The organism is Bradyrhizobium huanghuaihaiense (assembly GCF_007830635.1).
Lineage (GTDB): Bacteria > Pseudomonadota > Alphaproteobacteria > Rhizobiales > Xanthobacteraceae > Bradyrhizobium > Bradyrhizobium huanghuaihaiense.
Genome location: NZ_VLLA01000006.1, coordinates 311,091 through 323,129, shown reverse-complemented (window position 1 = coordinate 323,129; position 12,039 = coordinate 311,091). Strand labels below are relative to the sequence as shown.

At 64.9% G+C, this 12,039-nt stretch carries 11 protein-coding genes; 5 read left to right on the top strand and 6 right to left on the bottom strand.

Annotation, left to right across the window (positions count from 1 at the left end; translation table 11 throughout):
- Positions 1 to 120 precede the first annotated feature (120 nt).
- On the bottom strand, positions 121 to 891 hold the full coding sequence (locus tag IQ16_RS16060; RefSeq protein WP_026311729.1) for a response regulator transcription factor: 771 nt from the start codon (positions 889 to 891) through the stop codon (positions 121 to 123).
- Between the two features lie 823 nt (positions 892 to 1,714).
- Here IQ16_RS16060 and IQ16_RS16050 point away from each other — a divergent pair.
- On the top strand, positions 1,715 to 2,653 hold the full coding sequence (locus IQ16_RS16050; protein ID WP_018641227.1) for a hypothetical protein: 939 nt from the start codon (positions 1,715 to 1,717) through the stop codon (positions 2,651 to 2,653).
- 14 nt (positions 2,654 to 2,667) lie between these two features.
- Here the strand turns inward: IQ16_RS16050 and IQ16_RS16045 are convergent, their stop codons facing one another.
- Positions 2,668 to 3,246: a MarR family winged helix-turn-helix transcriptional regulator gene (locus IQ16_RS16045; protein WP_018641224.1), complete on the bottom strand. Its 579-nt coding sequence runs from the start codon at positions 3,244 to 3,246 to the stop codon at positions 2,668 to 2,670.
- A 659-nt stretch (positions 3,247 to 3,905) separates the two neighbouring features.
- On the opposite strand from IQ16_RS16045, the gene IQ16_RS16040 reads away from it, so the two are divergent.
- Entirely contained in the window at positions 3,906 to 4,793 is an 888-nt protein-coding gene (locus tag IQ16_RS16040) for a dienelactone hydrolase family protein (protein ID WP_018641222.1), read from the top strand.
- Between the two features lie 53 nt (positions 4,794 to 4,846).
- Here the strand turns inward: IQ16_RS16040 and IQ16_RS16035 are convergent, their stop codons facing one another.
- Together IQ16_RS16035 and IQ16_RS16030 are read right to left on the bottom strand one after the other, a co-directional pair.
- Positions 4,847 to 6,115 (bottom strand): serine hydrolase domain-containing protein, encoded by a 1,269-nt coding sequence (locus tag IQ16_RS16035; RefSeq protein ID WP_018641220.1) that lies wholly within the window; start codon positions 6,113 to 6,115, stop codon positions 4,847 to 4,849.
- 119 nt (positions 6,116 to 6,234) lie between these two features.
- Positions 6,235 to 7,083: an SDR family oxidoreductase gene (locus IQ16_RS16030; RefSeq protein ID WP_018641218.1), complete on the bottom strand. Its 849-nt coding sequence runs from the start codon at positions 7,081 to 7,083 to the stop codon at positions 6,235 to 6,237.
- A 145-nt stretch (positions 7,084 to 7,228) separates the two neighbouring features.
- Here IQ16_RS16030 and IQ16_RS16025 point away from each other — a divergent pair, with 145 nt between their 5' ends.
- Positions 7,229 to 7,945 (top strand): HAD family hydrolase, encoded by a 717-nt coding sequence (locus IQ16_RS16025; RefSeq protein ID WP_026311728.1) that lies wholly within the window; start codon positions 7,229 to 7,231, stop codon positions 7,943 to 7,945.
- A 67-nt stretch (positions 7,946 to 8,012) separates the two neighbouring features.
- On the opposite strand, the gene IQ16_RS16020 is transcribed toward IQ16_RS16025, so the two are convergent.
- Together IQ16_RS16020 and IQ16_RS16015 are read right to left on the bottom strand one after the other, a co-directional pair.
- Entirely contained in the window at positions 8,013 to 8,420 is a 408-nt protein-coding gene (locus IQ16_RS16020; RefSeq protein ID WP_018641213.1) for a nuclear transport factor 2 family protein, read from the bottom strand.
- 110 nt (positions 8,421 to 8,530) lie between these two features.
- Entirely contained in the window at positions 8,531 to 10,000 is a 1,470-nt protein-coding gene (locus tag IQ16_RS16015) for a mannitol dehydrogenase family protein (RefSeq protein WP_035665830.1), read from the bottom strand.
- A 144-nt stretch (positions 10,001 to 10,144) separates the two neighbouring features.
- Between IQ16_RS16015 and IQ16_RS16010 the strand changes: the two genes are divergently transcribed.
- Entirely contained in the window at positions 10,145 to 10,960 is an 816-nt protein-coding gene (locus tag IQ16_RS16010; protein ID WP_018641210.1) for a FadR/GntR family transcriptional regulator, read from the top strand.
- A gap of 89 nt (positions 10,961 to 11,049) precedes the next feature.
- Entirely contained in the window at positions 11,050 to 12,009 is a 960-nt protein-coding gene (locus IQ16_RS16005) for a sialic acid TRAP transporter substrate-binding protein SiaP (protein WP_430648212.1), read from the top strand.
- Positions 12,010 to 12,039: the final 30 nt, after the last annotated feature.

The following is a 12,039-nucleotide window of genomic DNA, read 5'->3' as shown; positions in this document are numbered from 1 at the left end:
TGCGGCCGCGGCCGCGGTGTAAGGCCCGCGTTCTGCGCGCGCGGCTCCCGAAAGTGCAACGGCCTCCGCGAAGATGCTCCGCGGAGGCCGTTGTCGGTTTCGTGACGGCGCTCTGCCGCGTCAGTTTCCGGCCGGATATGCCGCCGGGGCGGCATGCGCCCTGTTGAGGAGAATGCCGACCTCGTCGAGCTCCTGCATCGGCACGTCGATGGTTTCGCCGGCCGGGATGTTGAGACGGTATCCGACGTAGCGGCGGGCCACGATCGCATCGAAGCCGAGGCGGTCGCGGAGCTTCTTGCGCAGCTTGCTGACGTGGCTCTCGATCACGCTCTCGTCGAACGTGGACTCGAAGATGCCGTAGACCGCGTTGAAGATCTGCGTCTTGGTGATCCACTTGCCGTGGTTGCTGACCATATATTCGAGAATGCGCAGTTCGCGGCGGGGCAGGGTGAGAGCGTGGCCCGCAATCTCGGGGTCACGCCCGTTGAAGAAGACCTGGATCCTGGTCTCGCAGGGCCTCGGCAGTTCGCCCACCCGGCGGCGCGCGATTGCGGCCGTCCGGGCGAGGATTTCGCGCAGGTGAATCGGTACGTGCACGACGTCGTCGACACCCGATTCGAACAGCTCCAGCGTGTTCTTGAGCATCTTCTGGCCGCTCATGGCGATGATGGGAGCCGCGGAGCGCTTGCGCATCGCCCGCGGCAGACTTCCGCGGGCATCGCAATCCCCGAGGAGGAACGCGTCGACCGCTGCCAGGTCCGATTCACTCGCAGATTGCAGCCAGTCCCAGAATTCTCCGGAGGAGAAGCCGATCGACGATACGCCTTCGCGAACGAGCCCTCCAACGTAGCTGTTCGTGACGCTCTCGCGATCATCAACGATAATATACATTAGTCTTTCGCCCCTGTTTCGCACTTGTCGCGGCCGGCTGGTTGTTGTGATGCACCGGCTCGGCGACCATGCTGTTTGACGATATTTCCATCCCGCGAACCGTTGTTATGGTTTCGATATTCGCGGGCAGCCCTACGCATTCAGTGCCTGCGTTTTCCGCGGGCCTGTTACTTCGACTCGATACTGAACGCTTACTGCGTGAGGCCCGGCGGGTGTCTTACGGATCACCTCGCGGGGCGGATTGAGACAGCGACCTAGAACAGTTGCGCCAAGTTGCCTATTGCGTCCGAACGCTACTGAACTTTGCCGATCTCCTCGCCAACTGGCGAGAATCACTTGAGTAGGACCGTAACAATTGCCGATTCCCGATCAAGCGCGCGTAACAAAGCGGTTGCTATGCGTGTTTGATGCTGTTGGTTTGTTGCGAGTTGTTTCTTGATATATCTACTCACACCAGTTGGTTTTGATGCTGAACTACTTTTGCACCGCGCTGGGTCTATAGTTCCGCATCCCTGTATAATCACTGCTATTTTGGGTGGTGATGCAGGTCACGCATATGGAGGGGTTTTCAACCCGGGATTGACTCTATCCACCGGGTTTCCACATGCGACAATTCGACTCATGTGTGGCGCGCCGACTCCAGCTTGGCGAAATCTTGGCGAGTGTGTGTCTTTCGAGTCGCACTCTCGCCGCGAGCGTGACGCTTTCGACTCATTCGGCGTCGCATTGCGCGTGCTGAAAAGTTTTCGATGCGCACGTTTCAGGCAAGCTTCGCCAAATAAATTCGTCGCTCGAAAGATCGAAGCGAACGGAGCATTTTCACATGTCGTCCGATGGACAAGCTCGTCCCGGCGCAACAGCCGATGTTGCCGCGGCGGCGAAGTCGGCTCCGGAAGCGCCCAAGACGAACCCGACGCAAGCGGCCAAGCCCGCAGCAAGTGCAAAGCGGATGTCGGCAGTGGCGAACGACGAAACGCTGGCAAAGGAGGCGCTCGAGGGCTTGAAGCGCATTCGTGCCAAGGCGCGCCTCGACAAGATGGCGATACCCAAGCCCGCGCCAACAGTGATCAAGCCGGCGGTGATCGTGGCCAAGCCGCCGCCGCCTCGTCCGACCTGGGTGGTGCCTCTCGCGACTTTGGCGGTCGCCGCCGTCCTGGTGGTGTGCGCCTGCACCGGCGTGATCGCCTATCTCACCACGCAGCCCGCCCAGAACAATGTCGCGGCCAATACCGAGATCAGGATTCTGCGCGAGACGGTCGCCCAGTTGCGCAAGCAGGTGTCGGGCGTGTCGGAAAATCTCGACGGCCTGCGGACCGCGGTCGATCAATCCAGCAAGGCAACCAATGACCGCTTCGGCCGGTTCGCCGAGAACCTCGACCGCATCGAACGGGTGAGCTCGTCCTCCACGGTGAAGCTCGACAAGCTCGCGCAAGCCCAGGCTCCGGCGCCGGCGACCGTTGCTTCGCAGCCACCCTCGCCGACGATGCCGATGATGGCCTCGGTCGCTGTGCCGGAATACACGGGGTCGGTGCCTGCCTCGGAACGTACGGCGGCACCGCGAAAGGTGGTCAAGGGCTGGTCGGTGCGCCAGGCCTATGAGGGGATCGCGATCCTGCAAAGTCCGAACGGCGTCATCGAGGCCGTGTTGGGACAGCAGGTGCCCGGCCTCGGCCGTATCGAGGAGATCCGGAGCGAGAACGGACGCCTGGTGGTGGAAACCAGCGGCGGCGTCATCTATTCGTCGCGCAAGGCTACGCCCTGATCGAAGCCCGCCGTCTACGGGCGGTGATGCTCGAACCCGGTGCAGAGCAGCTCGACCTCCGGCTCCGCGATCGGCGCGCGGAACAGGCGGCAGGAGAACTCGACCGTCGTCTTGCCGTCCGCGCTGGTGCGATCTTCCCGGAGGAAGATGCAGCGCTTGCAGACGTCGGTATGGTGCCGCTGCTCGGCGGCGTCGGACTGATCCAGCACGTGGCGGAGCGCGTCGCGGAAGCGGATCTTGGCCTCCTCGTCGAGCACGGCAATCGCGTCGACCAGAACGTTGACGGGATCGCGCGCCAGGAACTTCTTGCCCTGCTGCGTGACGCTCAGCAACACCGACCGCTTGTCCTTGGCCGAGCGCTTTCGTTCGATATAGCCGAGCCGTTCGAGCTCGCCGATGATGAACGAGGCGGTGCCGCGCGTGGTACCGACGTAACTCGCGAGCGCCGAGGGCGTGCGGGAAAACCGGTTGGCACGGGAGAGGAAACGCAGCGCCATCCACTCGCGATCGCGCAAGCCGTGCTTGGTGCCTTCGAACCACAGGATGCGTGCGACCTGCTCCACCAGTTCGATCGATTCGCGAGCCAAATTCATTTCAATTCCGGATCGGATAAAGCTTTATTCAATTGAGCCTTGGGTAGCGCAATCTGGTGGACGACAATGAAGCTCTCGGGCGATCCTTCGTCCTTGGCCGGACGGCGGAGCGTGCCTCGGAGGACCGCTCTCCGTTGCCGGAGATGGAACTTCCGGCCGTGGAACTAGAGCGTCACAAAGAAAGTTCGAGTAAACCGGACGGCTCAACTCTTCCGAAAATTTCAGTCAAATGACTGCGCATCACGTGCCGGAATCCGATGGCGCGCAGCATCCGGGCAACATGATGTGTCGTTGCGGCCACTGCACAGCCCATTTGTTGCGGCGGAGCGTTTCGAAATGGGCGGAGCGGCGGCGGATCTGCAACTTCTGACGGCGTGGAGTGGGGCGGGAGAACCACAATCTTGGGTTAATGGATGTTGCGCCGCAGTGCGGCCACGCGGTTAAAGCCTGCACACGATCAGTCCCCGGCGGACGGCTGATCTGGTCGGGTGGCGCGCGTGGTCCTTCGGCGGCCGGAGGCTGCCGAGGTGATCGCGCCAACGAAGGGATGAGACGGAGGGCCGCGTCCTCGCAGGCTGGTGACTTGCGTTTGTCCGACAACTATTGGCGAATGCGGCGCCCCAGGGGCATCAGCATGGGAAGCAGGAAGGGAAAGACCGATGAGCTTTGAGACCACCATGACATCCGACGTCGTCGGGCTGACGAAAGTCGCCCCGCTCTCTCGCCGCGGATTCATGAGCGCCACCGCGGCCGTCGCCGCTGGCTACACGCTCGCGGCCGGTCCGGTCCGTGCCGACATCATTACGACGGACACCAACGGCCTCCAGGCCGGCGATGCCAAGATCAAGGTCGGCTCCGAGGAGATGCCCGCCTATTTCGCCCGCCCCGCCGGCAACGCCAAGGCGCCGGTGATCATCGTGGCGATGGAGATTTTCGGCCTGCACGAATACATCAAGGACGTGACGCGCCGCCTCGCCAAGCTCGGCGCCTTTGCCATCGCACCCGACTATTACTTCCGCAAGGGCGTCGACCTGACCAGGGTCACCGAGGTCAAGGATCTCTTGCCGATCGTCAACGCCAAGCCGGACGCCGAACTGCTGTCCGATCTCGACGCGGTGGTGGCCTGGGCGGGATCGCAGGGCGGTGACACCGCGAAGCTCGGCATCATCGGCTTCTGCCGCGGCGGGCGCACGGTCTGGGAATATGCCGCCCATAGCGGCACGCTCAAGGCCGGCGTGGCCTTCTACGGCACGGTGGTCGACCCCGCCAATCCGCTGTGGCCGAAGAGCCCGATGCAGCTCGCCCCGGAGATGAAGGCGCCGGTGCTCGGCCTCTATGGCGGTGCCGATACCGGCATCCCCGTTGCTCAGGTCGAGCAGCTCAAGGCAGCGCTCGAGCAGAACAAGAAGACGGCCGAGTTCAAGATCTATCCTGAAGCGCCGCACGGCTTCCACGCGGATTATCGCGGCAGCTACCGCAGGGACGCGGCGGATGATGCCTGGAAGCAGGCCGAGGCCTGGTTCAAGAAGTACGGCGTGTTGAGCTGACGCCAAATTTCTAGGGCGGCCCGAGTGGCCGCCCTTTCCTTATCGAGGCACGGTCACTTCACCATCGCGCCATAGACAATGTCCTGGACCTGCTCGCGATAATATTTGCGGAGCTCGCCTGGCGCCGCCGTGCCCACGACGACGACGAGACGCTCCTTCGGATCGCAGAAGAACTGCGTCCCGTAGGCGCCGTTCCAGGTGAACTCGCCGGGATTGCCGGGCACCGACGACAGGCCCTCGCTGGTGCGGACCGCAACCGACAGGCCAAAGCCGAAGCCGCCGCGATGTGGCTCGACATTCGCCACGTTGTTCTTGATCTCGGGGCCGAGATGATTGGTCGTCATGTGGTGCACGGTCTTCGGGCCGAGGATGCGCTGACCGTCGAGCTCCCCGCCGTTGAGCAGCATCTGCCCGAAGCGGATGTAGTCGCCGACGGTCGCGAACGAGCAGGCGCCGCCGCAGTCGAATTGTGTTGGGGTATCGAGCAGCTTGATCGCCTGCGGCTTGCCGGTCAGCGGATCGTTCGCGAACGGGCGGGCAAGGCGAGGACGCTGCGCGTCGGTCGGGTGGAAGGTCGCGTCCTTCATGCCGAGCGGCTGCCAGACATTGGCGGCGAGATAATCGCCGAGCTTCTGCTCGCTCACCTTCTCGACCACGGCGCCGAGCACGTCGATCGAAAAACCGTACTCGAACTCGGTCGAGGGCTGATGCGCCAGCGGCAGTTTTGTCATGCGGTCGATGAAGGCCTGGGTGTCGCCCTCGATCGCGGGCGCGACGCCATCGGGATATTGCCGCGCCACCGGGCTCGATGAGTCCGGCCGGCCGCCATACATCAATCCGGACGTGTGTCGGTAGAGATCGTGGATGAAGATCGGCGAGGCCTGCGACTCGAGCTTGAGCGAGCCGTCGCTCTGGGGCACGCCGACCTTCATGTCCGCAAAGCCCGGATAGTAATCGGACAGCTTGGCCTGGAGCGGCAGCTGGCCCCTTTCCATCAGCGTCAGGCCGGCGACCGCCGCCATCGGCTTGGTCATCGAGGCCAGCGCGAAGATCGCATCGACCGGCATCGGCGTGCCCTTGTCCGGATCGAGCATGCCATAGGCCTTGTAGTGCACGAGCTTGCCGTCCCGCGCCACCGCGACGACTGCCCCGGGCACGCGCTTGGCCGCGATCTCGCGCGCGAAGAAGCTGTCGAGCCGCGCAAGACCCTGCTTCGAGAAACCGGCGTCATCGGGATTGGCTTCGGGCAGTGGCGCGGCACGTGCTGCGTTGAGCGTGATGGCGGCAGCCGCCGCCGCGATCATGGCGATCGTCTTGTTCATTCAATCCTCCCAGGCGAGCTCGTTATGCGGATGGCTCGCTCATGCCTAGATCACGGCCGCGCCGGAGCGAAGTCAAGCGCGGGCAGGGCATGTCTGGGAGGCGCCGGATGTAGCGGAACCTATCGTCCTTCGCCTGCGCGCCACAACGCATCCAGCGCCTGGCGATAGGTCGGATAAGCCAATTTGACGCCGAGCTCGCGCTTCAATTTCGCATTGGAGACGCGGGCGCTGCTGGCATAGAAGCTGCGCGCCATCGGCGACATCTCGGCCGTCTCGAACGCCTCTTCCGGCGGCGGCGCAACGCCCATGAGCTGCGCGGCGTAGGCGATCACGTCCTGCGGCGGCGTGGGCTCGTCGTCGCAGACGTTGAAGGTGTCGCCGCGCCCGTGCTCAATGGCGGCCATGATCGCGCTCGCGATGTCGTCGACGTGGATGCGGTTGAAGACCTGCCCCGGCTTGATGATGCGCCGGGCCGTGCCGGTTCGCAGCGTCACCAGCGCGTTGCGGCCGGGACCATAGATGCCGGCGAGCCGCAGGATCGCGACATTGCCGTACCCGCTATCGGTCCAGGCCTGCTCGGCCGCGAGCCGCAGGCGCGTGCGCTCGAAGGCGGCCTGCGGTGGCGTGCCTTCGTCCACCCACGCGCCGCCATGATCGCCATACACGCCGATGGTCGAGAGATAGATGATCTTGCGGTGACGCCCCGCCAGCACGCCGCCAAACGCCGCGATGGCGGGATCGCCATTGCTGCCGGGCGGGATCGACACCAGAACAACATCGGCCTCGCTGATACGTTCGAGCGTCGCGTCCGCGGGGCGGCTGCCGGAAAAGGCATGCACCTCGATATCCTGCAGGTCGGTTCGCTCGCCGGGATCGCGCACGGTGCCGGCGACATGCGGGAAGCTGCCGCCAAATTTGCGGGCGAAATGCCGGGCACTGTAGCCGAGGCCGAGGATGAAGAGCCGCATGCGTCTCCCGTGCAGGTCCGAGTTCCCGTCGCGCCAGCTGCGCGCCAGTCGCTCATAAGAGATTTTTGGGTCCGGCAAAAGATATTGCGATTTGTCTCGCCCGGCAGCCGGGGCGATGCTCGCCTGGCACAGGGAGGCATCGACCATGCAGGCAGAAGCGTTCGCTCTGGCGCCGGTGGATGCGGCCGAGCTGATCCGGCACGCGGCCGCGCTGATCTTCGATGTCGACGGCACGCTGGCCGAGACCGAGGAACTGCATCGGCTGGCCTTCAACCACGCCTTTGCCCGCGCCGGTCTCGACTGGCAATGGGACCGCTCCGTCTACAAGGATCTGTTGCGGGTGACGGGCGGCAAGGAGCGCATGCGCGCCTACCACGCGAGGCTGGGCATTGCCCCGGCATTGTCGGATGCAGACATTGCGGAGCTTCACCGCATCAAGACCGCGCACTACGCCGAGCTGATCGAGACCGGCTGCTGCCCGTTGCGGCCGGGTGTGGCGGAACTGCTTGCTGCAGCGAAGGCGCGCGGCCAGCGGCTCGCGATCGCGACGACCACGTCGCATGGCAACATCGATGCGCTGCTGTCGCAGGCGCTGGGCACGCGCTGGGCCGCGGACTTCGATGCCATCGTCGCCGGCGATGATGTCAGGCACAAGAAACCGGCGCCGGACGTCTATCTCGAGATCCTGGCGCGGCTGAAGCTCGATGCCTCCGATTGTGTTGCGATCGAGGATTCAGCCAACGGCCTGATTGCGGCCTCACGGGCCGGAATTCCCGTTCTCATCACCCGCAGCATGTTCTTCGGGGATGACGACTTCACCGCGGCGCGGGTGGTGCTGGACGATCTGGCGGGGCTTGGATGAGGCCGCCAACAAAAAAGTCGGAAAACAACCCCATGCACAGTACATTACGCCCGCGTGTCCGCCCCGGTCAGTGGACGCGGCGGCTCGTTCTATCGTCCTCAGCCTGCTCGACAATCTGGGCGATCGGGCTCGACTGGTGATGCACCAGACGCCAGCCGTCGCCGACGCGCCGAAAATGGTTGGCAGCCGCCAAAGCGGTGCCGTCGACGATCTCGATGCAGAGCACGCGGGCGCTGTCGCCGTCGACGATGGCCTGCGGCTCGGCGCAGACGATCTGCGGCCGCTGCGGGTTCTGCAGGATGTCACGCCAGCTTCCGATCACCGTGGCGCGCCCGATGATGGCCGGCCAGCCGGGATGGATGCAGGAAATTCCGTCGTCGTCCGCCCACATCCGCTCCATGCCGGCGACGTCTCCGGTGGAGAAGGCGGCATAGAAGGCCGCATTCGCGGCGATGACCTTGCTGTCCTTTGCCATGCCTCTCGGGTGCGGCAATGACAGGCAAAAATCAAGCGCGACTTGCGTTTGATTTTACGTTCGATTTTGACCGCAGTGCAGCATTGGGGAGGCCGCTGCCTGCTTTGTGATCAGGCCGAAACCAGCGTCTCCACCGCCCGTCGCGCGCCATCCCGATAGAGACGGCCGAGCGCCGCGGTGACGGCCTCGCGCAGGCGCGGCTCGGTGCCCAGCGGTCCGAACACCTTCTCGACCCCGAGCAGGGCCGGGGCGAGCCGTTCGGCTACGGGACCAGCCTCGCGCGCGATGCCTGCGAACTCGGCGGCAAGGGGGTCGCGCACGTCGATGGCGCGGCCTTGCTCGTCCAGCGCAGTGACGTAGCGCATCCAGCCGGCGACCGCGAGCGCGTGCGTCGCGATCGGCAGGCCCCTCGCGAGACGATCCTGCATCGCGCCGAGCAGGCGCTGCGGCAGCTTTTGCGAGCCGTCCATCGCGATCTGCCAGGTGCGATGATGCAAAGCAGGGTTGGCGAAGCGCTTGAGCAGCGAGGCGCGGTAGGCGCCGAGGTCAGTGCCTGCTGGCATCGTCAGCGTCACCGCGGCCTCTTCCATCACCCGCGCGGCGAGGCGCGCGAAGTGCGGATCCCGCATGGTGTCGGCGATGGTCTCGTAAGCAGCGAGATAGCCGAGATAGGCGAGCGCGGAATGACTGGCGTTGAGCAGCCGCAGCTTCATCAGCTCGAACGGCTTGACGTCGGTCACGAGCTCGACGCCGGCGGCGGCAAGGTCGGGCCGGCCCGCGGTGAAGCGGTCCTCGACCACCCATTGCGTGAACGGCTCGGTCATGACCGGCCAGGCGTCGCGAAAACCCAGCGCGTTCGAGACCGCGTCGCGGTCGGCATCCGTCGTCTCCGGCACGATGCGGTCGACCATGGTGCAGGGAAAGGCGGCCGCATCCGCGATCCACTTACCGAGATCCTTCGAGCGGAGCGCGGCAAACTGCGTCACGATCCGCTGTACGGTGTGGCCGTTGGCGGCGAGGTTGTCGCAGCACAGCACGGTGAAGGGTGCCAGTCCCTGTGCGCGCCGGCGCGCCAGCGCAGCAACGATGAAGCCGGGCGCCGAGCGGGGCGCGTCAAAATTGTTGAGATCGTGCACGACGTCAGGATGCCGCTCGTCGAGATCGCCGGTCTGCGGCGTGTGGCAATAGCCCTTCTCGGTGACCGTGAGCGAGACGATGCGGATGGCGGGATCGGCCATCCGTTCGACCAGCGCTGCAGGCTTCTCGCGCGCGACGACGCTGTCGAGCAGGGCGCCGATGACGCGGTGCTCGGTGCCTTCGGCGGCGCGGATGGCAACAGTATAGAGATGATCCTGCGGGGCGAGGGCGTCGCGCGTATCTGGGCTGCGCAGGCTCGCACCGACGATGCCCCAGGACAAGGCGCCGCTGGCGAGGCAATCGTCGACGACGACGGCCTGATGCGCGCGATGAAAGGCCCCGAGGCCGAGATGCACGATGCCGGGCGTGACGCGCGAGCGGTCGTAGGCCGGGCGGCGGATGGCCGGCGGCAAGCGGTCGAGATTGGCGCTGCCAAGGCGCATGGACGTCTCCCCCATTGCTTTGCCGCTGCTTGACATGGCGCCCGTCCTCGGTCAATGCTCCGGTCAATTGGTAAGACCAATTTTCCAAAAATTGGCGGGCCGCGGGTTTCAACGACCCTGCGCGCCCCTTCCGGGAGGACCAGCGTGCCGCTGGAAGCTGTGGAGGCGAGACGGCTTTATCGCCAGGTCGCCGATCAATTGCGAAGCCTGATCGACAGCGGCGAGTACGCGGTCGGCAGCCGCTTGCCGACCGAGCGCGAGCTCGCCGAGCAGCTCAAGGTGTCGCGGCCGACGGTGCGCGAAGCCCTGATCGCGCTTGAGGTCGAAGGCCGCCTCCGTATCCGCGTCGGGTCCGGCATCTATGTGATCGAGCCTGCCGCGTTTGCCGCGCCCGCAGCCGCTGCTGTCATCGAGGGGCCGTTCGAGCTGTTGCGCGCCCGCGAATTCCTGGAAAGCGCGATCGCCGAGCAGGCCGCGCGCGTTGCGACCAAAGACGATCTTGCCCGCATCGACGCCTCGCTTGTCGCGATGGAGAATGTCGAGCATCCCGGCGAGGCCTCGATGGTGCACGATCGCGCGTTCCATGTCGCGATCGCCGGAAGTCTCGGCAATGCCGTTCTGGTGCGCGTGGTCGGCGAGCTGTTCGACCAGCGTCTCAATCCCTATTTCGCGAAGCTTGCGCATTATTTCGAGAGCCCGGGCACGTGGCGCACCGCGCTCGACGAGCATCGCGCCGTGCGCGACGCGATCGCGGCGCATGATCCGGACACCGCGCGCGAGGCGATGCGAAAGCATCTGGCGCGCTCGCAGGAGCGCTTTGCGCAGAACTTTGGCGCCGAGAGCGCGGGAGGACCGGTTTCGGGCCACGGCCGTGCGGTGCGAGCGCCGGTAAAGCCATCGAAGCCGAAACCGGCATCGAAGAAGAAGCAGGCCGCGAGCAGCAGAGCGCGGCGGCGATGAGATTGGGCGGCCTGCATCCGCTTAAGGTGCGGGCGAACAAGAAGCAGACTTGAACGATGGAGGAAAAGTCAATGTTGAAGAAGATGACGATGATGCTCGCGGTCTCCGCCGCGGCAATGTTTGCCACGACCCATGCCGGCATGGCGCAGACCAAGCTCAAATGGGCCCATGTCTACGAGACCTCGGAGCCGTTCCACACCGCTTCGGTCTGGGCCGCGCAGGAGATCGGCAAGCGCACCAACGGGCGCTACACCGTCGACGTCTATCCGGCCTCGCAGCTCGGCAAGGAAGCCGACATCAACCAGGGCCTCTCGCTCGGCTCGGTCGACATCATCATCTCCGGCTCGAGCTTCGCGGCCAAGAGCTTCGCGCCGATCGGCGTGACCTATTATCCCTACACCTTCCGCGACTCGGACCATCTCCTCGCCTACACCAAGAGCGACATCTTCAAGGAGCTCGCCAAGGGCTATGAGGACAAGAGCGGCCACCACATCGTCGCCGTGACCTATTACGGCGTGCGCCAGACCTCGTCGAACAAGCCGATCAAGAGCTGCGCCGACCTCAAGGGCCTGAAGATGCGCGTGCCCGACGTGCCGGCCTACCTCGCAATGCCGCGCGCCTGCGGCGCCAACACCGCACCGATCGCGTTCGCCGAAGTCTATCTCGCGCTCCAGAACGGCACCGTCGAGGCGCAGGAGAACCCGCTGACCACGATCGAGGCCAAGAAGTTCTACGAGGTGCAGAAGCACATCGTGCTGACCGGCCATATCGTCGACCACCTCAACACGGTGGTGGCGGGCGCGCTCTGGAAGAAGCTCTCCGACGAGGACAAGAAGATCTTCACCGACGTCGCGCAGGAGGCCGCTGCGAAAGCGACCGCGGAGATCAAGCAGAACGAGGCCAAGCTGGTCGCCTTCTTCAAGGAGAAGGGCCTGACCGTGACCGAGGTCGACAAGAACGAGTTCCGCGACACCGTGCTGAAGAACGTTGCGTTCGAGACGTTCGGCTACCGCAAGGCCGACTGGGAGAAGATCCAGGACGTGAAATAAGCAACGCCGTCGTTCCGGGGCTCGCGAAGC

What these genes read in the sequence shown, in the direction of transcription:
- IQ16_RS16060 (WP_026311729.1), bottom strand. Translation starts at nt 891, where the DNA reads ATGTATATTATCGTTGATGATCGCGAGAGCGTCACGAACAGCTACGTT.
- IQ16_RS16050 (WP_018641227.1), top strand. Translation starts at nt 1,715, where the DNA reads ATGTCGTCCGATGGACAAGCTCGTCCCGGCGCAACAGCCGATGTTGCC.
- IQ16_RS16045 (WP_018641224.1), bottom strand. Translation starts at nt 3,246, where the DNA reads ATGAATTTGGCTCGCGAATCGATCGAACTGGTGGAGCAGGTCGCACGC.
- IQ16_RS16040 (WP_018641222.1), top strand. Translation starts at nt 3,906, where the DNA reads ATGAGCTTTGAGACCACCATGACATCCGACGTCGTCGGGCTGACGAAA.
- IQ16_RS16035 (WP_018641220.1), bottom strand. Translation starts at nt 6,115, where the DNA reads ATGAACAAGACGATCGCCATGATCGCGGCGGCGGCTGCCGCCATCACG.
- IQ16_RS16030 (WP_018641218.1), bottom strand. Translation starts at nt 7,083, where the DNA reads ATGCGGCTCTTCATCCTCGGCCTCGGCTACAGTGCCCGGCATTTCGCC.
- IQ16_RS16025 (WP_026311728.1), top strand. Translation starts at nt 7,229, where the DNA reads ATGCAGGCAGAAGCGTTCGCTCTGGCGCCGGTGGATGCGGCCGAGCTG.
- IQ16_RS16020 (WP_018641213.1), bottom strand. Translation starts at nt 8,420, where the DNA reads ATGGCAAAGGACAGCAAGGTCATCGCCGCGAATGCGGCCTTCTATGCC.
- IQ16_RS16015 (WP_035665830.1), bottom strand. Translation starts at nt 10,000, where the DNA reads ATGCGCCTTGGCAGCGCCAATCTCGACCGCTTGCCGCCGGCCATCCGC.
- IQ16_RS16005 (WP_430648212.1), top strand. Translation starts at nt 11,050, where the DNA reads ATGATGCTCGCGGTCTCCGCCGCGGCAATGTTTGCCACGACCCATGCC.